Annotated in this window: 25 protein-coding genes; 2 read left to right on the top strand and 23 right to left on the bottom strand. The window is 65.2% G+C overall.

What is annotated here, in order from left to right; genetic code table 11:
* Positions 1-71: 71 nt before the first annotated feature.
* From AC0KTM_RS29245 to AC0KTM_RS29280, 8 genes are all read right to left on the bottom strand, one after another.
* The gene (locus AC0KTM_RS29245; protein ID WP_156181198.1) at positions 72-248 is read right to left on the bottom strand and encodes a hypothetical protein; all 177 of its coding nucleotides are present in this window, start codon (positions 246-248) and stop codon (positions 72-74) included.
* A gap of 33 nt (positions 249-281) precedes the next feature.
* Positions 282-740: a hypothetical protein gene (locus tag AC0KTM_RS29250; protein ID WP_047323394.1), complete on the bottom strand. Its 459-nt coding sequence runs from the start codon at positions 738-740 to the stop codon at positions 282-284.
* 419 nt (positions 741-1,159) lie between these two features.
* On the bottom strand, positions 1,160-1,495 hold the full coding sequence (locus tag AC0KTM_RS29255) for a hypothetical protein (protein WP_047323395.1): 336 nt from the start codon (positions 1,493-1,495) through the stop codon (positions 1,160-1,162).
* An 83-nt stretch (positions 1,496-1,578) separates the two neighbouring features.
* Positions 1,579-2,040, bottom strand: coding sequence for a hypothetical protein (locus AC0KTM_RS29260; protein WP_047323396.1), 462 nt, complete (start codon positions 2,038-2,040; stop codon positions 1,579-1,581).
* A 419-nt stretch (positions 2,041-2,459) separates the two neighbouring features.
* A complete protein-coding gene (locus AC0KTM_RS29265) occupies positions 2,460-2,795 on the bottom strand; it encodes a hypothetical protein (protein WP_047323397.1) in 336 nt (111 codons plus the stop codon).
* A gap of 416 nt (positions 2,796-3,211) precedes the next feature.
* A complete protein-coding gene (locus tag AC0KTM_RS29270; protein ID WP_047323398.1) occupies positions 3,212-3,607 on the bottom strand; it encodes a hypothetical protein in 396 nt (131 codons plus the stop codon).
* Between the two features lie 416 nt (positions 3,608-4,023).
* Positions 4,024-4,350, bottom strand: a complete 327-nt coding sequence (locus AC0KTM_RS29275) for a hypothetical protein (protein WP_074021438.1) — start codon at positions 4,348-4,350, stop codon at positions 4,024-4,026.
* Positions 4,351-4,438: 88 nt separating this feature from the next.
* Positions 4,439-4,978 carry a hypothetical protein gene (locus tag AC0KTM_RS29280; protein ID WP_047323400.1) on the bottom strand — a complete coding sequence of 180 codons (540 nt, stop codon included), beginning with the start codon at positions 4,976-4,978 and terminating at the stop codon, positions 4,439-4,441.
* Between the two features lie 448 nt (positions 4,979-5,426).
* On the opposite strand from AC0KTM_RS29280, the gene AC0KTM_RS29285 reads away from it, so the two are divergent.
* A complete protein-coding gene (locus AC0KTM_RS29285; RefSeq protein WP_156181200.1) occupies positions 5,427-5,594 on the top strand; it encodes a hypothetical protein in 168 nt (55 codons plus the stop codon).
* Here AC0KTM_RS29285 and AC0KTM_RS29290 read toward each other — a convergent pair.
* The 6 genes from AC0KTM_RS29290 to AC0KTM_RS29315 all read right to left on the bottom strand — a co-directional run bounded on the left by AC0KTM_RS29290 (position 5,570) and on the right by AC0KTM_RS29315 (position 10,678).
* Entirely contained in the window at positions 5,570-6,289 is a 720-nt protein-coding gene (locus AC0KTM_RS29290) for a chymotrypsin family serine protease (RefSeq protein WP_047323401.1), read from the bottom strand. The genes AC0KTM_RS29285 and AC0KTM_RS29290 overlap by 25 nt on opposite strands.
* Positions 6,290-6,310: 21 nt before the next feature.
* Positions 6,311-6,481: an amidohydrolase gene (locus AC0KTM_RS29295; protein WP_089150878.1), complete on the bottom strand. Its 171-nt coding sequence runs from the start codon at positions 6,479-6,481 to the stop codon at positions 6,311-6,313.
* A complete protein-coding gene (locus AC0KTM_RS29300; RefSeq protein ID WP_047323402.1) occupies positions 6,478-7,758 on the bottom strand; it encodes a toprim domain-containing protein in 1,281 nt (426 codons plus the stop codon). Before AC0KTM_RS29300 ends, AC0KTM_RS29295 begins: the two co-directional genes overlap by 4 nt.
* The gene (locus tag AC0KTM_RS29305) at positions 7,758-8,051 is read right to left on the bottom strand and encodes a hypothetical protein (protein ID WP_052955321.1); all 294 of its coding nucleotides are present in this window, start codon (positions 8,049-8,051) and stop codon (positions 7,758-7,760) included. The genes AC0KTM_RS29300 and AC0KTM_RS29305 overlap by 1 nt, the downstream gene beginning before the upstream one ends.
* A gap of 27 nt (positions 8,052-8,078) precedes the next feature.
* Complete coding sequence (nrdH, locus tag AC0KTM_RS29310; RefSeq protein ID WP_047323403.1) at positions 8,079-8,312, bottom strand: glutaredoxin-like protein NrdH; 234 nt, start codon at positions 8,310-8,312, stop codon at positions 8,079-8,081.
* A 719-nt stretch (positions 8,313-9,031) separates the two neighbouring features.
* Positions 9,032-10,678, bottom strand: a complete 1,647-nt coding sequence (locus AC0KTM_RS29315; protein ID WP_047322052.1) for a ParB/RepB/Spo0J family partition protein — start codon at positions 10,676-10,678, stop codon at positions 9,032-9,034.
* 1,115 nt (positions 10,679-11,793) lie between these two features.
* On the opposite strand from AC0KTM_RS29315, the gene AC0KTM_RS29320 reads away from it, so the two are divergent.
* Complete coding sequence (locus tag AC0KTM_RS29320; protein ID WP_047322051.1) at positions 11,794-12,645, top strand: hypothetical protein; 852 nt, start codon at positions 11,794-11,796, stop codon at positions 12,643-12,645.
* A gap of 270 nt (positions 12,646-12,915) precedes the next feature.
* Here the strand turns inward: AC0KTM_RS29320 and AC0KTM_RS29325 are convergent, their stop codons facing one another.
* The 9 genes from AC0KTM_RS29325 to AC0KTM_RS29365 form a co-directional block, all read right to left on the bottom strand.
* Entirely contained in the window at positions 12,916-13,167 is a 252-nt protein-coding gene (locus AC0KTM_RS29325) for a hypothetical protein (protein ID WP_089152515.1), read from the bottom strand.
* 513 nt (positions 13,168-13,680) lie between these two features.
* A complete protein-coding gene (locus tag AC0KTM_RS29330) occupies positions 13,681-14,058 on the bottom strand; it encodes a pentapeptide repeat-containing protein (protein ID WP_472417594.1) in 378 nt (125 codons plus the stop codon).
* A 66-nt stretch (positions 14,059-14,124) separates the two neighbouring features.
* Positions 14,125-14,976 (bottom strand): IS21-like element helper ATPase IstB, encoded by an 852-nt coding sequence (gene istB / locus AC0KTM_RS29335; RefSeq protein ID WP_008257435.1) that lies wholly within the window; start codon positions 14,974-14,976, stop codon positions 14,125-14,127.
* Positions 14,973-16,334, bottom strand: coding sequence for a Mu transposase domain-containing protein (locus AC0KTM_RS29340; protein ID WP_008257509.1), 1,362 nt, complete (start codon positions 16,332-16,334; stop codon positions 14,973-14,975). The genes istB and AC0KTM_RS29340 overlap by 4 nt, the downstream gene beginning before the upstream one ends.
* Positions 16,335-16,468: 134 nt before the next feature.
* Positions 16,469-16,966, bottom strand: coding sequence for a pentapeptide repeat-containing protein (locus AC0KTM_RS29345; RefSeq protein ID WP_472417595.1), 498 nt, complete (start codon positions 16,964-16,966; stop codon positions 16,469-16,471).
* Positions 16,967-17,197: 231 nt separating this feature from the next.
* On the bottom strand, positions 17,198-17,479 hold the full coding sequence (locus tag AC0KTM_RS29350; protein ID WP_052955269.1) for a type II toxin-antitoxin system RelE family toxin: 282 nt from the start codon (positions 17,477-17,479) through the stop codon (positions 17,198-17,200).
* A complete protein-coding gene (locus AC0KTM_RS29355; protein ID WP_047322047.1) occupies positions 17,476-17,745 on the bottom strand; it encodes a type II toxin-antitoxin system Phd/YefM family antitoxin in 270 nt (89 codons plus the stop codon). The genes AC0KTM_RS29350 and AC0KTM_RS29355 overlap by 4 nt, the downstream gene beginning before the upstream one ends.
* Before the next feature lie 115 nt (positions 17,746-17,860).
* On the bottom strand, positions 17,861-18,526 hold the full coding sequence (locus tag AC0KTM_RS29360; RefSeq protein WP_047322046.1) for an RES family NAD+ phosphorylase: 666 nt from the start codon (positions 18,524-18,526) through the stop codon (positions 17,861-17,863).
* Positions 18,523-19,110: a hypothetical protein gene (locus AC0KTM_RS29365; protein WP_047322045.1), complete on the bottom strand. Its 588-nt coding sequence runs from the start codon at positions 19,108-19,110 to the stop codon at positions 18,523-18,525. The genes AC0KTM_RS29360 and AC0KTM_RS29365 overlap by 4 nt, the downstream gene beginning before the upstream one ends.
* Positions 19,111-19,476: the final 366 nt, after the last annotated feature.

A 19,476-nucleotide genomic window follows, 5' to 3' on the forward strand; every position in this document is an offset into this window, starting at 1 on the left:
CGGAAGAAAAAGGGGGGCCCAGCCAACCCCGTGTACTTGGGGAGCTGGCCGGGCCCCGAGATGGGTGGCGGTTAGGTGATCTCGCAGGCGGTATCGCGCAGTGCCTCGAGCAGGTCGACGTTCTCGCCGAGGGTCATCGTGTCGTGTCCCCACTGGCTGTAAGTGCCGGTGGTGGTGTCGATGAAGAAGGGGATATCGACGTCTCGGCCGCCACTGAGGGTGCGGGATATGGTGCCGTTGATGATCACGGGACAGCTCCTTTCGTGTTGGCGGACAGCGGGTTAGGCGCTGCGGCGGTAGGCGGCGGGCAGGCTGGTGCGGGTAATGCTCCACGGGGCGGGGTCATAGCCGTGGAGTGCTTGGATCAACATGTTCTGCAGTTCGCGGCAGAACGCGTAGGCCTCGGAGGTTGGCCAGTCCTTGGGGTCGCTGGCCTGGTATTCGTAGCACTGCAACGCCTTGAGGACTTCGACGACCGACCAGCTGGTGTGCAGCGGCCGGCTGTAGCGGTACTCGTAGGGCTCATGGACGGGGTTGTCGAAGTAGCAGTGATTGACTGAGGCGGTGTTGGCGTCGACGAGCATCTGCCCGACCTGGTCGAGGTTGTCGTCGGTGAGTTGGTTGACCCGGATCGGGTTGTCGTAGACCCAGGTGAGGTTGCCGCAGGGCCGGCGAAATCCGTAGCGGCCGGCCCACAGCAGGACATTGATCTGTTCGGCCTCGACGACGTATGCGCTCATGATGTTTTCTCCGTTTCGGATCGTGATGAAGTGCGCTGGTCAGCGCTGGGGTGCGGGCAAGCGGGTGAGGGTGGGCGGTCAACCCCGAAGAGTCCGGCCCGGGTGGGCGCCGGGTTTGCGGCCCGCGCTCGCCGGCGCGCAGCGCCTTTCGGCGAGCTGGCATAGGGCCGAAAAGGTCACTCGGCCTGCGTAGTTCGGGGTGGGCGTGGGTTGACCGGTCGGGCCCCCGGCCGCTTACTGTGAGCACCCTGCTGACGGCTAAGAAGGGTGAGTGGCTACGGATTTCGGCCCCGCAGGGGCCGTTTGGGGGGCGCGCGGGCAGCGCCGCCGCCACCCCAACTTCACCGGACGGAAGAAAAAGGGGGGCCCGGCCAACCCCGTGTAATTGGGGAGCTGGCCGGGCCCGGGCGCCGCGGGAGTCAGGTCAGGCCCGCCGCGCGGATACGTTCGCGGATGGCGCCGAGGTTGATGGTGCGGTCGATGTCGTTGTCGTCGACGTAGAGGGTGGCCCAGTCGTGCCATCCCTCGAGTGCGGTTTCGACGTCGTCGAATAGCACGCCGGGGCGGCTGATGGCGATTTCGTCTCCGTTGTCGGCGCGGTCTGCATCTGCCACGACGGCGACGAGTTGTCCGGTTCCGTCGAAGATGCGTGGATCGTTGCGGGGGGCGAAGTTTCGCCGGAAGCGCAGCTGGCGGGGCTTGCCGTCGGCGGGGTCGATGAAGTCCCATGCGAGCGCGTAGTCGATTTCGGTCATGAGGGTGAGTCCTTTCTGGAAATGGGAGGGGCCGGGCCGACGTCGGACTGTGGGACGCCGGCCCGGCCCCGCTGGGCGACGGGTTAGGCCGCTACCGGGTGGGCGGCGGCGATGTCGGCGAGCGCGGTTTCGAGGTCCTCGTGGGCGAGGGGCGGGTTGGTGTCCAGTGCGACGGTCCACATCGGCTGGTCACCGATTCCGGCGGCCAGGGTGTAGGTGTGGCCGGCGTGGGTGGCGCGGTAGCACCAGTCATGGCCGGGGACTGCGTGGAAGGTGAGGTCGCCGACGCGGACTTTGAGAATGCGGGTGTGCGGCTTGGTGTTGAGGTCCGGTGCGGTCGCTTCGACGGCGGCCATCTGGCCGTGGGTGTCGGTGGCGATCAGGACCAGGCGGTGGCCGTCCTCGCGGGTGTAGTCGTGGACGGTGGTGAGTTCGGCGTCACCGTGGTTGTGAAACTGGATTCGGGTGATGCCGTACTGCTGGTGCTGGATGCGGCCTGCGGCCTCGTCGACGAGGTTGAAAGCGAGGTCGAATTCGTGGTCCATGATGTGTTCTCCGTTCTGTGTGCTGAGTGGTGCGCCGGTCAGCGCTGGGGGAGCGGTTAATCGGGTGAGGGTGGGCGGTCAACCCCGAAGAGTCCGCGCCGAACGCAGCAGGGTTTTTGGCCCGCGCTCGCCGGCGCGCAGCGCCTTGGGCGAGCTGGCATAGGGCCGAAAAGGTCACTCGGCCTGCGTAGTTCGGGGTGGGCGTGGGTTGACCGGTCGGGCCCCCGGCCGATTAGACTGCGACCCCTGCTGACGGCTTAAAGGTGAGGGGCTACCAACCCGGTGGCCACCGTGAGGTGGCCAATGCGGCGGGCGCGCGGGGCGCGCCGCCGCCACCGCAACCGGAAGAAAAAGGGGGGCCCAGCCAACCCCCTAGTGACTGGGGAGCTGGCCGGGCCCCGGAGAGGGTGTTTTCGGCACTAGCCGCCCGCCGCTGTAGTGGCCAGTTCACGACGGGTGGTGTGGTGGTCGGTCAGGCCGAGACGCGCTGCGACGCGGTGCACGGTGCGCGTGGTGGTGTAGAGGCGCCAGGCGATCAGGTCCAGCTCGACGCGTCCGTGCATGCGGCGCACTGCTTCATCGCGTTCGGCTCCGCGCAACCGTAACCGGAGTCCATCCTCGGCGACCTGGACGACGGCGAGTTCGTCGATTTCGGCTTCCTGATCGTGCGAGCCCTGGCCGGCGTCGCCATATGAGGTCAGGGATTGGGCTTCGTCGTGTTCGCTGATGGCCCACGGGTCGATAACTGCGGTCATGGTGTGCTCCGTTCTGGAATGGCGATGATGTGCGCCGGTCGGCGCTGGGGTGCGGGCAAGCGGGTGAGGGTGGGCGGTCAACCCCGAAGAGTCCGGCCCGGGCGGAGCAGGGTTTTCGGCCCGCGCTCGCCGGCGCGCAGCGCCTTGCGGCGAGCTGGCATAGGGCCGAAAAGGTCACTCGGCCTGCGTAGTTCGGGGTGGGGTGGGTTGACCGGTCGGGCCCCCGGCCGCTTACTGTGAGCACCCTGCTGACGGCTAAGAAGGGTGAGTGGCTACGGATTTCGGCCCCGTAGGGGCCGCTTGGGCGGTCGCGCGGGGCGCGCCGCCGCCACCCCAACTTCACCGGAAGAAAAAGGGGGGCCCGGCCAACCCCTGGTGATGGGGAGCTGGCCGGGCCCCAGGAAGAGTGTTGGGCTTCACGCGACGGGATGGGGCAAGTGCTCTTGGACGCGGTGGTCAAGCTTGAGAACGTCGATCATGGCGGGGGTACCGGTGTGGTCGCGACGGACCGCGACGTCGACGCGGTTGATCAGCGAGGCGCAGATGCCAGGGTTACCGCCTTTGAGCGCGAAGACCGCAGCCAAGGTGAGGGCTTCGATACGAGACTGTCCGCTGAGGTGGTCGCCGATGCGGCTCCACAAGAGGGCGGCGCGCAGAGGACGGCCGTCGGCGATCTTGTACAGCAGGGTGGTAAAGCTGTCGTCGACCAACAGAGGGGCGCTGAGCTCGGCGAGGCCGCGGCTAGGGTTGCAACTGCCGTCGACGAGCTCGGTACGAAGATGACCCAGGATCGCGATGCGGTTGTAGCACATGATGATGCTCCGTTCTGTAAATGAGTGGTGCGCTGGTCAGCGCTGGGGTGCGGGCAAGCGGGTGAGGGTGGGCGGTCAACCCCGAAGAGTCCGACCCGGGTGGGCGCCGGGTTTGCGGCCCGCGCTCGCCGGCGCGCAGCGCCTTTCGGCGAGCTGGCATAGGGCCGCCAACAGTCACTCGGTACGGCGGTCCCCGGGGTGGGCGTGGGTTGACCGGTCGGGCCCCCGGCCGCTTACTGTGAGCACCCTGCTGACGGCTAAAGAAGTTGAGGGGCTACGGATTTCGGCCCCGTAGGGGCCGATTGGGCGGTCGCGCGGGGCGCGCCGCCACCCGCTGGGGCAGCCGGAAGAAAAAGGGGCCCGGCCAAGCCCCTAGTGACTGGGGAGCTGGCCGGGCCCCGGAGATTCTGCTGAGGTCAGAACAGCCGGCCCGCCCGGAATGGATCGGTGTGACATGGGCAACCACACCTCCAGGTGAAACCGGGAAGGGACACCTTTAACGTCACCCCGCCCTCTTGGGGTCCGCCGAGGCGATGTGGGCAGTCGTCGTGGCGGCCTTGGTCGCAGGATTTGGTGGAAGCGTTGAAGGGCATATCGACGATGACCTTGACGCCCTTGATCTCGTCGGGATAGATAATCCAACGAATCCCGTTGACGTAACGGATCTTTGCGTGACGTTTGATGCGTTGCTCGGACTGGACGGTCGAGCCGCACCATTGTTCCCAGTACTCTGAGTCGCTCACCGTGGTTCCTTCCGTCGGGGTTGGTGAGTTCGGGTGCATCAGCGGCCCGGCCAACCCCCATCTGCTGGGAGCTGGCCGGGCGCGCGGGTTAGGCCGCGTGATAGTCCGCGGCTGCGGGATCGGCTTTGTGTTGCTCACCGTCGGCGAAGACGGCGATTGCGACTTGGTGGACCCGCCTGAGGGAGTCGATCATTGACAGGATCGCCGTGCGGTCGCGCAACTGCCAGGTGATCGGACCGGTGTAGACATCCACCCAGTGGACCTTGGCAGTTTTCAGCCTGTTGAGCGCGGATTGCGCGACGACGGCATAGGCCGGCGCGCGGGTCCATTCGATGGCGATCACCGCGCGTGCGGCTGGTCCGTCTGCGGGCGGCGCGCCGGCGGGGATCTCGGCGGGCACGTGGATCATGTGGCCACGGGCGGCGACAAATGCCTCGAGGAGGCCCTGGGCAGTTTGGCAGTTGTAGAGGCTCATGTGGATGCCCTCGGCGGTTATCCCGATTCGGGCATCGGGGGTGCGGGCGTGGTGAACACTGATGTCGGGGTCGAGCTGCCCTTTGACAGACACCGTGGTGTGGGTGATCAGTCCTGCCGGGATGACGTGGGTCGCGGCTGGGAATGTGGTCATGATGGTGTGCTCCGTTCTGGAATGGTGATGACGTGCGCCGGTCGGCGCTGGGGTGCGGGCAAGCGGGTGAGGGTGGGCGGTCAACCCCGAAGAGTCCGGCCCGAGCGGAGCAGGGTTTTCGGCCCGCGCTCGCCGGCGCGCAGCGCCTTTCGGCGAGCTGGCATAGGGTCGAAAAGGTCACTCGGCCTGCGTAGTTCGGGGTGGGCGTGGGTTGACCGGTCGGGCCCCCGGCCGCTTACCGTGAGCACCCCGCTGACGGCTAAAGAAGGTGAGGGGCTACGCGTTTCGGCCCCGCAGGGGCCGCGTCGGCGGTCGCGCGGGGCGCGACCGCCGACACCGTGACCGGAAAACGCGAACGGATGCCGAGCCCTGCCTGCCGGAGGATTGGCGTCAGATTGCGGCGCGACTAAGGTCGCGGCGGCGGCCGCGACGCAGGTAGCCTGAGACGGTGATCGAAACAGCAGTTGAAGCGGCAGTGTTGCAGGAGCTGGTGGAAACGCAACGCGCCCCGGCGCCGGTGATCGACTGGCTGGTCAACGGTCACTGGTCACCGCCCACAATGGTGTGCGATGTGTCCTATCCTCGCGCCGACTACTCGGGGCTGCTGGAGTTCTGACCAAGACGGCCAGGTGCGTTGAGGGCTCGGAGGCCGCTCGATAGCGACGCGAAGCGACCATACTCTTGCCCTGCCGCTGTCGTCTTTTCTCCCAGCCAGATCCCGATAATTTGCGGGAATCCGTGGGCGGTTGACGTCCAGACCGGGCCTCCGGAATCACCGGGGATGCTCGGCGGCATCCCGGTAGTCAGGTATTGATCTTCGCCTTGGCTGGCGGTGATCTGGCCGCATTGCTGACCGCTGGAAACTCCCATACGGCAGACGGTCTCGCCGATTTGGGGCTCGGGGTAGCCATCGATGAAGGGCATGCGGTGGTCGGTGATGAAGGCCGACGCCAATGAGTTCGTGCTGAAGTCGATCAGTGCATAGTCCGCGCCGCCGCTGCGGGGAGGTTCGAACACGCTGCGCACGAAGTCTCCGGTGAGCCCGTTGCGCTTGTCACGCGCATACCCTGCTCTCGAGTCGGCGCGGCAGTGTCCGGCGGTGATGGCGTAGGTGTGCATGTCTGCGCCGGTGTAGACGTATCCGATCGTGCAGAACTGGTTGCGCCCGCCGGGGTTGATGTAGTCGACCTCGTCGCCGGGGCTGACGACGGTCAGGGCGGCGTGTGACGAGGGCGAGCTGGTCAGTGCCAGCGCTGCGGCGGCGGCCAGGCTGGCGACGGTTGCGGCGGATCGGTGGGTTGTGGTGCGCATGGGTCGGTCACCTTTCAGGTTCTAGGCGGCCCGCGTGTGGCGCACGCGGCGTTCGGAGCGCAGTTGCGCGCGCGCGGTCATGCTGTCGATCCAGGCACGGGCGGTGTTGGCCGCGGGCCCAGGCCGGCCGGCGGCGGCGGCGATGGCTGCGGCCGCGCGGTTGGTAATGGCGATCTCGAAACGCGTTGTCATGCAGACTCCTTGAAATCGGGGTGAGTTGGTGGGCGACGGGTACTGCGCCGGTAGTCGACGATGAGCCGCTGTAGAAGCGTTTCGACGGCCTCTGCTGCACGACCTGCCACGGGTGAGCGGTGCTGGTTGCTGTGGTGCTGAAGCTCGTCGTGGGTGTCCTGCACTGCGCGCAGCTGGGCGGCGGCTTCGGCGAGCCAGCGTGCCGCGTTGCGGGCGCTGCCGTGCACCAGGCCGCGCCGGTCATGGTGGGCTCGGGCCTCCTGCAGAGCGGTGTCGAAACGATCGGCGGCCCAGCGGGCCTTGGCGGCCGCGGCCAAGGCGTATAGCTCGGCCGGAGTGATGATCGTGAAACCGCCGAAGAGGTCGCTGCGCTCCCACAGGCCGGAGTTGACGTGATCAGTGACGTCGGCTTTGTCGACCTCGATGGCCGGCGTGAGGAGGACCACCTGGGCGGCCCTGCCCTGCAGGCGTTCATGCAGGTTGATCGCGCGTTGATATCCGGCGAGATCCCGGTCGGCCACGATGGCGACGTTGACTCCGGCGAATGCGTCGATGAGCTCGGCGGGGAAGTTGGCGGCCCCTTGGGCGTTGGTGGTGGCCAAGCGACCCAGCGCGGTCAGGGTGTCGGCGTCCTTCTCACCTTCGGTGACCCACACCCATGCGCCGGTCTTGGCCGCGTGCTGAATTGCATTGGGGCGGTAGAGCACCGGGGTGAATCCGTGCGGCTTGCGATATACCCATTGGCGCCCGTCACGGTAGCGCTGCCGGAACTGCTTGTGGGGGCGCCCGGTGCATGTGCATTCTTCGCGAATGACCTGCTGCACTGGTTCGTCGGACAGGGTCAGGTAGGTGTAGACCCGGACCCTGCGCCACCGGTGCTCGACGTGTTCGCGGGACGCGGTGATCCGCGCGGGCAACGGCCCTAATCCGCGAGCTCGGCGGGGCGCCTTCGGTTGTGCAGCGCGGGTCGCGCTGTGACGGGTTGTGGGAGCGGGGTTGTCGAACAGATCGGCCAGGCGCAGACCGAGAGCACCGGCGATCTCGGCAGCAGGGGCCTGGCAGCTAAAGCAGTGCAGCAGCACCGCTCCGCCTGCCCCGGCGCGGGTGTTGTCGCGCCACCCCACCGACAGTGAGGGGGAGTGGTCGGTGTGCAGGGGGCAGCTGGCCATAAAGGCGTCACCGCCGCGCGGCCGGATGGTCTGCCCGGCCACCTGCAGAGCATCCCGCACCTGGTCCAAAGCGCTTCCGGGGCACCGGGTCTGCGCTGGGCTGGCCATCACGGAGTCTCCTTGTCGATGACCGTGTGCACCACGGCGTAGGCCGCGCGGGTGTGGCGAATGCTGTCGTCGAGGAAGGTGGCGACATCGCGGCCGTCGCGGCCGTCGACGAACTCGACGTCGTAGATGGTGTTACCGCGCAACCGGTCCAAACTGTCTGCGGCCTGTTGCAGGGCCTTCACGGCGTCGGCCAAATGGTTGAGTAAGTGGCTTCGCGTTTCCGCGATGCGCTCAATGCTGTCCAGTTCGGCGAACTCGGCGACTGCTTGCTCGAGGGCGGCGTCGGTGTACATCGGGTGGGTCCTTTCCAATCAACGGGTCTAGGCGGCGGTCAAGCGGGCGACGCGATCCGGACGGAAACCCGACCAGTGCTCCGTGGGGGAGACGTAGACGACGGGCGCGCCCAGGTATCCCAGGCTCATCACGTATTCGCGGGCCTCGGGATTTTCAGTGACATCGATTTTCTGGTATTTGATGCCCTGATTGTCGAGCGCCTTGAATGTAGCGGTGCATTGGACGCAGGCCGGTTTCGTGTAAACCGTGATTTGAGACATTAGTCGCCTCCTTCGTAAATGGCTGGTGCTGCGTTTCGATAATCAAATATTACTGTCGTGAGTGGCCCTATGCCATAGTCGCGCAAAAGAAATCCAGGCAATTGTGGATTGTTCTCCACAACGATTGGACGCCGGGCATAACCTCCCCCTCCCTGCGACGGTCGCCGAGATGAACGCAGGCCATACCTGCTGTCAGACCGCGCATTTCGTACCTCTCGCCAGGCAGGAAGGCGAGGCTGCGGGCCAGGCAACTGCACCGGGGATTCACGCTGATTCTCGGTACACGCGACTTGGCGGTAAATGACGCACATATGCACTTATTAAATCCCTTTCTATCCCATTCCGTCATTAACCCAGCCCCAGGCGGTCAGGCGATACACGCCCACTGGCAGCACCTACTTGCATGTCATTTTGTTGTCATTGCTGCCATTCTTTTCGTCACTCTGGCATTCACGATTTAAACCGGCCAGAGGGCCGTGGAGTGCAAGGCCCGGGCGTGAAGTTTTCCCAGCGAGCCTCAGCGAGCGGCTCGGGGAAACGTTCACGAGCCACCGGCCCGCGGCAACGCAGAGGCCGGGCGCCTTGCAGGTAGCGGCCCGGCCGGTGACAATCGGATGGCCAGAGGGCGCAACATGTTTCACGCCAGCAACTGGAAAGTTCCCCCGCCGCCGCGAAAGGTGGGGCCAGAACCGACGTCCTGACCCCACCCGAGAGACGCGTTACTCCTTCACCGCATCGGCCAAGTACTGCTCGTACACGTCATCGGCGCTCTTGGCCTTGGTCACAACTTCCTCGACGGGGGCCAGCGGGTAATCGTTGTCGGCGAGCCAGCGCAGATACTCGCTGCTGCCCACGTGGTGGCCCCACCAGCCTGTGTTATTGCGCCAGGCGTCTTTGGGGGTCCGCGATTCCAGAGCGCCGAGCACCAGGGCCAGCGTGAGCACCTGGGCGCGCCCGTCGCCATTGGCGGGCAGATCGGCCACGAGCTTGGCCACGGCTTGGCCGCTGTCCACACCGAGCAGTTCGGCGGTGGTGTCCAGCGCGTTGTTGTTGGTGAGCAACGCGTTGTCACGAGCCAAGCAGTCAGCGACGAACATGGCCGCACCCTTAGGTGGGGTCTTACGCGCCAACAACTTTTTGACGAACTCTCGCCGCACACCGAGAGCGGCATCCCCGAGTTTGTTGAGCGCTAACACTTTCCGGCGCTCCCGCTTCTCGGTCTCGGCCTTGTCAAGCGCGGCTTGCTGACGTGCGGCCTGGCGAGCCTCGTCGTCCAAGTCGATCGCGTCGCCGGTGTCGGTGTCCACCAGTCCGGCCTGCCGCGCGAACCAGCTCTGCGGGGTCAGTGCTGCGGAACGGTAGTCGAGGCAGTAGTAATCGGGGGTGAACACCTCCTTGTCGGTGACCGTGTTGGCGTGGCGCAGCCCCTCGGCGGGTGTGGCGTCTGGCTGATCCTCGGTGTCCCAGTCCACGCTCTGTTCGTCCACGACCTCGCCGGTTTCCACGTCGCACAGGGCGGTGTCGTCGACGAGAAACACGGCCCAGTGGGCGGGGTTGGTGACAGCGGTGTCGTCGGCTTCGTCACCTTCGGCGGTCACCAGGTGGTGCAGCGGTATACAGGCCGGGTCCCACGACTCCGGGCGCTGCTCGAGGATGGTGAACCCCTTATCGGCGAAAGGCTGGGCGGCGTGGGCTCGGGCCTGGGCGGTGTCGCGTTCTTGCCGGAGCTGGGCGACCGTGTGCTCGAACCAGGTCCCCCCCGCCGACCTCATTAGCCGGTCCACCGCGCCGGGTATGTCCTCGAACTCGGTGATCGCAGCGGCTTCGGTCAGGCTGAGTTGACCGCTGGCCAGGGCGTCCATGGCGGTGGCCGACCGTGCTGCTGTGTGAGCAGCCTTTACGGCGTCCTTGCCGACAGATAACCGCTTGGCCACTTTGGCCACCGACAGCCCTGCATCGATCATCTGCTGGATGCCGCGTGCCCGCTGGGCGTCGGTGAGATCGCGCTTCTGATCGTTCGTCACGATCTGGTGCACGATGCGGTCGATGGTCTCCTGGCTGGCATCGGAGGCGGTGGACGGCAGCACGTAGACCGGAACGCTGGTCAAGCCGACCTCGCGGGCGGCAAGGGTGCGCCGCTGCCCGTTGCGGACCCGGATGACCTCGGTCCGCTCGGGGTCACGCACAGCCGTGATCGGCACCAGGACTCCGTTTTCGGCGATGTTAGCGATGAACGCCTTGCTCAATCCTGCGTCGTCGCGGACGTTGTCACCGATGTCGAGCAGCGTCGGGTCGAGGTGTTCCAGCGTCCCGATGGTCTGGTCGACGGCGGCGGCGTTGCTGTCGGTGTTGGTTGTGTCGGTCATGGTTGAACCTTTCTGTGTGCGGCAGGCGTTCACATGGCCGCCTGCTCTTTTTGCCTTCTGGCAATTGAGATTTGGCCCGGTATAGGGGCGCGGAGTGCAAGGTCCGGGCGCGCAGTTGGCCGCCGCGAGCGAAGCGCGCGTGTCGGGTAACTGCGCGAGCCTTGCGCCCGGAGCGAAGCGGAGGCCGTGGCCTTGGCGCGCAGCGAACCGCCGGGCAACAATCGAAAAAGCCAGAAAGGCAGACGAATATCGGCTTGGGCCGGGACGGTCCAAGCTGTTCAGTAGCGCCGCAGGCGCTTCAACTTCACTTCGACGCTACGATCGCGGAAATGGGACTTCGGCAGACCCGGCGTGGATGGGAGGAACCCCGCCCATCACGATGCCCCGAATGCGCCGCGGAGCTCGGCCCCAACCAGGTGCTTGTCGGAGTAGCGCACTGCCGCTGCGGACGGATGCACCGTTCCCACTCTTGTCGGCGCTGCGAGCACACGATTTACACTCCGCCCCTGGGTGATTCATGCCTGTTGCAGTCGCTTGACGACCGTCGATGAGAGACCAGGCCCATACGCCAAGTGTCTTGGTCTTGTCCAGGCGACCTCGGGAGCTGCGCGCGTTGGTAGGGTGGGAAGACCTGCGCCGGCATCGCCGGTCATACGCGACACGCCGAACCAGCTAAGCAGTCTTTTGCTGATAACCGTCAATTGATCGGAGCCACCGCGATATGGGCACCCCCGTTTGCTGAACGTAGGCAAACCAGTGCGAGTACCAGCCTGGGAATGCGCGGAATGTCCTGGGTGCCTACCTTTGCCGGCTTCGCCGGCTGAGCTGCGAAGACCCTGAAACGCACCGGCAGTTTCGTGCGGCCGGGCTCAAGGGTCACGAACTGAAATTGCCGCTGAGCTGTAGCGTTGAGGTAGCTAACCGGCCAGAGGCGGGGGGACTTGACCCCCTAAGTCCCGTTTTCACCGCAGACCCAGAGCTCACGGGCCGCGAAATCGAAGGTCAGTTGCCCGCGCCCGGTACCTGGGTAGAAGCGCGGGTCGCAAACGGGCGCGCCTAGTACACCGCGTTTTCACCGAAATTCCACCGGATTTTCGGCTGTAGCGAATTCCACGATGGCGGCCCTACCCGACCGGGGCAGCCGCGACGATTTGCCCATAACGCCTGCCGACGCGGCACGGCGCTGGCTGTTTATGCATCTGGACAGCGGTTATACGGGCGGCCGGCGGTTTTCTGCGGACGCTGAGAAGAGGTGGACCGCCTATCGTCAGGAACAGGCATCGACTCCAGAGCAAAGGACACCCATCGTGAGCGCACCGTTTGACCATCCGCTCGATATCCGGACCGACGAGCTGATCAGCGAGTTCATCAGCGCGATGGATTCGGCCGGCATCGCCGAGCAACCACACATCTTCGGTACCTTCCCGACTGATGGTGGCGACTGGCTTCAACCGATGCACGACGTCACCGCCGAGGGCTGGTATGTCCCCACCACATTTGGGCCGGCGCCGGGATACGTCATAACCCGAACCGCAACGATGTACCCCCTGTCGCAGCCAAGGGAACTCGCGCAGACCGCCGTCGCGCGGGAACCTGAACTTGCACTGCCAAGTGTGAGCAAAAATCCGGGCCTCGCGGAGTGGACCCTGTTTCTACACAACTGCATCCAAGAAGCTGCCCGGGACATCATCGACCGCGCCCTGTGCGCAGAGAACATCGACGATAGAGCTGGAATCATGACCGTCGAGTTCATCTCTCAGATGCGCGCTCGTGAAATCGCGCCCACCCGACAGCTTTCGTACACCTCGGCCAGGAGCTGCTGGACGGGGGCATGTGCGAGACCGACCTGGAAGCAGAAACAATCAGCGGAGTGGAGACTGATGGCTGGCTACTGGAACCGCCGCGTGATGCAGAGCTTTTCGACTACACCAACGAGCCGGTGCACCGCGCTAGCCGCTCCTACGTGATTACTCCTCGAGCTGAAAGATTCCTGCTACGCCAACCCAGCTCGCTGGCCAAGTCTGGTGCGGGGGTTCCTATAGTTTGCGTTCCGAGCGCTAGCAGGCATCCCTCGGTCGGCCCGCTGAACTTCGATGTTCGGGAAGATCGAGCAGAGATTTTCGATGAAATCGAGGACTACATCGCAGTCATCTGCCATGCGCTGAACCGGCTTGACGGCATAATCGACGAGTCGGAGATCGGGTGAAGCATCACGGGGCGGTGTTTCAAGTGGAAGGTCAGGTCAGCACATCGGGGCCGAGATAGCGAATGACCGGGGTTGCGCCGTCAAGGTCCCACAGGATCAGGTAATCACGGTCGGGGTCGGGGATGGTGATCGCCCATAGCCGGCCGGGCCGGATGAGGCGCCGGCGGACCGCCGCGGCAGCAGAATCGGCTTCGATGCGGTCGAGCCATTCGTCAATCCGCGCCGCTAAGGCGGGGTGGGCGTCGTAGAGCCGCACCAATTCGTCGTGAGGCTCCGGGTCCATCTCCAGCACATTCAGATCCTACCCCAATACCCCGTTGCCCCTAAGCCCCAATTGAACATCTGGGGCAAGGCGGGTTATCATTGACTATGTGGAACCCGTGGTGATTGAAGTGGATAGTCGGCGCCGAATCAGTCTGGGCAAACTAGGCCACCACGACAAGTATCTGGCGACCGAGCAGGCCGATGGAACGATCGTGTTGGAACCAGCGGTCATCTTGAGTGCAGCCGAACACGCTTATCTACGAAATCCATCGCTGCAGCGGCAAATTGAAGACAATCGAGCCCATCCCGAGCGGCGGCGCGGGAGGCCCTCTCGCGCTTAGGTTCTCTCCCAACTGCTTACCGCTTGCAGTCATCACCACTGCCCGCTATGAGAGAAGGCGGAGGCAGTCAAGCAGATAATGAGACCTCAAAGTTGCCGGGCGGCACGGGTGGTCGAAGGACAGTGGTAACTGCGTTTTGGGATGCCCCTATCGTCGCCCGGGCTTTCCGTACAAACCACCTGCCTGGCGGCTCAGAGTTGGTAGCTACCGCCCTGAATGGAGATGTGCGATCCAGTCAAAACCGCACCATCCCAACGGGTTTTCTCAATCAGAATGTCAGTAAGGCGGGCACCCGTCAGGTTGGCACCACGAAAATCGACGTTGTAAAGGGTTGCGCCATCCATGTCGGCTCCGGTGAGGTTCGCACCGCGGAAGTCGGTCGTTTGGGACCCGTTTAACTGGCATTGTCGCAGCTTCGCGTTCGTTAAATTCGCCCCCCGAAAATCAGCGCCACCGAGCGCGGTTTTGTAGAAATCCGCTCCTACGAGAACTGCGCCGAGCCATACCGAGTTACCGGCCTCGGCTTCGGAAAGGCGCATTCCGCAGGCTCGCGCGGCGGGCGCGGTCACGTGCTGACGGCGCTCATCGAAAGTCCCCAGGTGTGCTCGCCGAAATTCCTCACCTGTGAGCAGCGGTCAGTGTAGTGGTTGGCGGGTGCCGGTGGTGGTCCGGCGCAGGGTTTCCGCGGCGTCGTGGTGGTCGCGTAGCCGGTAGGACTCGCCGTCGAGGTTGATGACCACGGAGCGGTGCAGCAGGCGGTCGAGCATGGCGGCGGCCACGGTGGTGTCGCCGAGGATTTCTCCCCAAGCACCCACCCCGCGGTTGGTGGTGATGACGATGCTGGTCTTCAAATAGCGTTGGGAGACAACCTGAAACAGCGCCGAAGCGGCTTCGGCGGGCAGCGGCAGGTATCCGAGTTCATCGATTACGAGCAGGGTCGGTCCGGCGTAGAACCGCATGGTGGTGGCCCAGCGTCCCTCGATCGCGGCACGGTGACACCGTGCGGCCAGATCGGCGGCGGTGGTGAAGTAGGTCCGGTAGCCGGTATGGGCGGCAGCGCGGGCCAACCCGACGGACAGGTGCGTTTTTCCGGTCCCGGGTGGGCCGATGAGCAGAATGTTGGTCGCGGTTTCCAGGTAACGGCAGGTGCCCAGTTCGTCGATCAGCTTGCGGTCGATCCCGGCGGCAGCATCGACATCGAAATCGGCCAGGGTGGCCGGGGTGGGCAGGCAGGCGAACCGCAACCGGCCGGCCAACCGTCGGGCAGTGCTGGCCTCGACCTCCACGGCCAGCAGTCGCTCCAACGCCACGGTCAGTGACAGCCCCTCGGCGGTGGCCTGATCCAGCACCGCCGGTAGGGCTTCAGCGGCCGCGGCCAGTTTGAGCTCGGCCAGGTGCGAGCGCAGCTGCTGATAGCGGCTCGCCGCAGCCGATGGCGATTCCTCGGTCCTGGTGGGGGCCTTGTTGGTGCGTGGAGTAGGGGTCATTGGATGGTCCTGTTCTGCGCGGCCCGCTCGTAGGCGGACAGATCGATGACGGTGGAATCGGTTGACGGAGTGGACGTTTCACTTGAGGTGTTGGATGGCTGCTTGAGTGCAAGCAGTTGTGCGGCAGCGGCTTTGGCTGCCGGACCGGGTGGGATGCGTTCCTTGCGGCGGTGCGGGCGTCCGGTCGCCGCGGTGGCCATTGCCACGGCGTCCAGGGCGATGACATGGCCGCTGTCACGCACCATGACGCCGAGCCCGTCGGCGGCCAGTCGGTGTCGGGCGATCACGATCCCGCTCATGGTGGCGATGTCGCAGAACTGCCCGCCGACCGGATGTGACACCACCACATTGGCGGCGGCCAGTTCCGGCGGCACCGAGTAGCGGTTACCGCGGTAGGACACCATCGCTTGGCGCGAGGCGGTGCGGATCTCGGCCACGATCACCGGATACGCCTGCGCCGGTACCGGTTGCAGTGGTTCGGTTTTGGCCACCACGGCGACCGAGGAGCGGCCGTCGGCGGTGGAGCGCAGGCGTGTGTCGCCTCGCACCCGGGCGAAGCGATCCAGGCTCGCTTGCGCCTGCTCGACGGTGAGGTCGTCGGCCAGGGTGCGCCACCAGCGTTGCGCGGCGGTGTGGTTGACCTTCTCCACCACCCCCTTGCGGTTACCGCGCCGGGCCGGGCAGATCGCCACCGAGACGCCGTAGTGCTTGGCCACCCCGGCGAACGAGGCGGTCACCCGCCCGCTGCCCGGATCGCAGACCGTGGCCATCCGGTCAAAGCGCCACACCCGCGTGCACCCTCCCAGGCCACGGGTCACGCGGTCCAGACCGGCGACCAGGTGCGGCTGGTCCTCGCTCGGGGCCAGATAGCCGCGCCACTTGCCCGAGTGCGACAGCGAGCCGACCAGCAGGTGCGCGGCCTTGCCCCAACCCCACGATGCCGGTGGATCGGGCAAGTCCAGCCAGTCCCATTGGGTTTCATCACCCGGCGCATGTGGGATTACCGCGTTGGGGCGTTGCGTGGCGGTCCGGCACGCCTCACAGACAGGTCGCAGACCCCGGATGCGGATGTTGCGCGTCAGGCTCTGATACGACAGGACGAACCCGAGATCCTCGAGTTCGTCGTAGAGGGTGCGGGCCCACAGGTGCGGGTCCTCGGTCAGCCTCGCGGTGACGTAGTCGACGTAAGGATCGAACGGATCAGGGTCAGGCCGGGCACGCACCCCCGGCTTGCCGTCGCCGGCCAGGTACTTGCGGACCGTCTTGCGGTCGAAGCCGGTGTGTCGGGCGATCGCCGAGATCGTCCAACCACGTTTGCGTAGGGCATGTACTTCCACATCGTCCTCCCATGTGAGCATGAGAAAGCGGGCCTCCTTCGATGGAGCAACTGGCGTCAGACACCAGAAGCTTCGAAGGGGGCCCGCCCTTCTCGGCGGAGCCACACGAGTGGGGATTTTCGATGAGCGTCAGTGGGGAATTTCAGTGAGCGCGGTCAGTGCGCCAAGTTTGCCCCCAGGGCGTCGAAACCATCGAGTTCTGCTCCGGTGAGGTCCGCCCCCGCGAGGACTGCCCCCAAGGATGCGGAAGCACCTATTAGCCGTGCTCCTACCAGCTTTGCCTTCTCGAAACTCGCCGTGCCAAGCCTGGCTCCGGTCAGGTCCGCGCCGGCTAGGTGACACCCGTCGAAGTCCACCGGCTGGGCTTGGCTGAAGTCAGCACCCCGCAGATCCGCGCGCGTGTAATCGGTTAGTCTGCGCAACAACAATGCCAACACCTGCGCGGCACCGCTGCGGACATGGTCTGAAACTCGGTAAGCCCCATCGCCTCGGACTACCGCACAGCACAGGTCTGTTGCGGCCCGAAGCACAGACGTTGTGGCCCCTTCGGGGCCGACCAGCTCAAACAGCGCTTGGAGTCCACGGCTGTGTGACTTTGACTCTTGTGCGCGCAAATCGTCGACGACGGCCTGAAAATCACGATCGGTGTACATATCCGCATTGTCGTGCAAGAGTGCGACACGGCGGTGGTTTACCCGTCCGGCCGCCCGGTGCGCCGCCGGTAGAGCCGCCGGGTCGGTGCAATTGTTGCACTCCGTCGTCAACACGAATCCGTTGATGCGCCAGCACTATTCGTCACAGTGACGAATAGTGCTGGCCTCGTCGGCCTGGTTCGTCGACAGGGCCAGCGCCGCGGAAGTGCACCGCTCACACTGGCGGGCCGCTCATGGTTGGCGGTAGATGTGTGCGCGGTGCTCGATGCGACCGATCAACAGGACCCGGTCGTCTTCGAGAATCCGGAATGCGACGCGGTAATCGCCGCGCCGGGCGACGCGCCAGCCAGCGAATTCGAAGCTCAACGGTTTGGATAGCCGGTTCGGGTCGGTGGGCAGTGTGCCTGTGATGAATTCGGCGATCGCTTTGGCGACTTTCAGCGGTAGACGGTCGAGTGCCCGGATCGCGGTAGGCGAGAAGTGAACGGACCAGGACGCTTCTTCGCAGCTCACCTGAGTCCGTATCGCCGGCGGATCTCCTCGCCAGTGACGGTATTGCCGGCAGCGTAGTCGGCATCGGCCTGCGCGAGGTCTTCGGCAAAACCGGGTGTTCGCAGTGCGTGCAGCGTCTCGTTGAGTGAATCCAGATCGTCGGCAGACATCAGGACCGCGGCGGCGCGCCCGTGTCGGGTGATCTGAATGATTTCGTGGGTGGTGTCGGCCTCGTCGACGAGCGCGGAGAGCTTGTCCTTGGCCTCCGAGAGCGGTACGTTCTTCATGGTAAAACTATAGCCTAATTATTAGCCGCCACCTAGCCTAACAGTTAGCCGATAATGTACGGATGGTCAACCAATTGCCGCCGGAGAACCGGCGGGTTATCGGCTCGGGCGCACGTCAGATGACGGAGTAGCCGAGCCGTTCCGCGGTGCCGGCGAGCCGCGAGACCAAGGCGGGATGTGTCAGTGGCAGGGAGATGGTCGGCCGTTGGGGCATGGCGGTGGCGCCGGGCAAGAAGAGGGCTGCGCACGGGTGGCCGGCGAATCGGCTGTTGTAGCGAACGCCGTCGAGATCGGGGAACGCTTCGACGATGGCGCGCGCCCACCGTTGTGTGATCGGGTGCGGAGCGGTCGACATCGCGAAGGTTCCTCCGGCCCTGGTTGCCCAGGCCCCGTCACTGTCGACGGCCAGATCGAGCAGGGACAACGTCCGGGTGAAGGCAAGCCCGGTCAGGTACGGACGGACGCGAGCACGGTCGATTGTGCGATCGCCTTGGAAGGCCTCGGCGATCGCTGCATCGAGTGTGCCTGCCCCATACCACACCGCGCAGTCGGCGTGTTCCCGAGCGGGCTCGGGATGCGGATCGAAGCGCAGCACTGGGCCGTAGTGGCGGAATTCGTTCCACGCCAACACAAAATCGCCTTCGGTGCGGTGCACTCGCCACCAGGTCTCCGACGAAGAGACGATGCGAAGCTCCGCGTCGCGGATGCCGATCTTGCGCAGCTGCGATCCAGGCGGCGGATCAGGCAAGGTTAAATGAGGCCAGGTGGGGCCAGGCGTCATCGGCTGGCCCAGTCGGCCGCCTCAACAAGGCGCAAGACCGGGTCGACGTCGCCGCCGCTTTGAAGCCACTCCAACGGGTGTACCGGGCGACTCTGCAGCGCCAGATCCGGATGGGGGGTACGCAGGAACCCCGCGACTGCCACCGGATGCAAGTTGGGTGCCAGTGCGACGAATACCCGGTCCAAACCCCGAATCTGCTTGTGGGGCAGGCCTGTCTGCGGGTCAGTCTCGAACTGCAGCGCCGGAAATACCCAGGCACCATTGTCATTGATCGCCCAGAGCGTCCTGGCGAGCCGGCGCTGGCGCACGCGCGATTCGTTGACGTTCAACGCTATCGCCACTTCGCGGGCCGAGTGGGCGGTGTTGACGAGCAGTGCCACGTGGGCCACCGTGTCGGCGGCAACCCGCGCGTATGCATCCGGGTCTTCCGTGAAACCGGCGTCATCGAGGAGGCGCGCCTCATCCGGGGAAAGCTCGGCAGCCCAGGGCCGGATGGCCGGGAGTGTCTTGAGCGCGGCGAGCATGTCGTCGCGGCGGAGACGGAACTTCTGATACAACAAGACGTCGAGCTCGTCAGCAGTCATCACTCACACACCTCCACAGGACTAACGTTACTTAACAATGTACGCTATCGTTAGCCACCGGGCAAGGCCGGCTCGGCGTCCGTGAGCAAACCGACTCCCGGACAAGCATGACTGACGTGGGAGGGGTGGGGGCCGGCGATCACCTTGACAGGGCATGACATGTCGCCGACGGCCGACTTGCGTCCTGTCGGTGTGCCAACGGTTGTCGATCGCACGGTGACGCGGCGTGCGCCTATCGGCGACCGAGTTATGGAATGCACTGTGTTGTCGATGGTTTCGCTGAACTACCACCACAGCGGAATACGTCACTGTGACGAAAGACGGTCGGTACCAGCTAGTTCGATGATACCCACCCCAATGTGCCAG

The organism is Mycobacterium sp. NTMscope_Eco_3 (assembly GCF_976985685.1).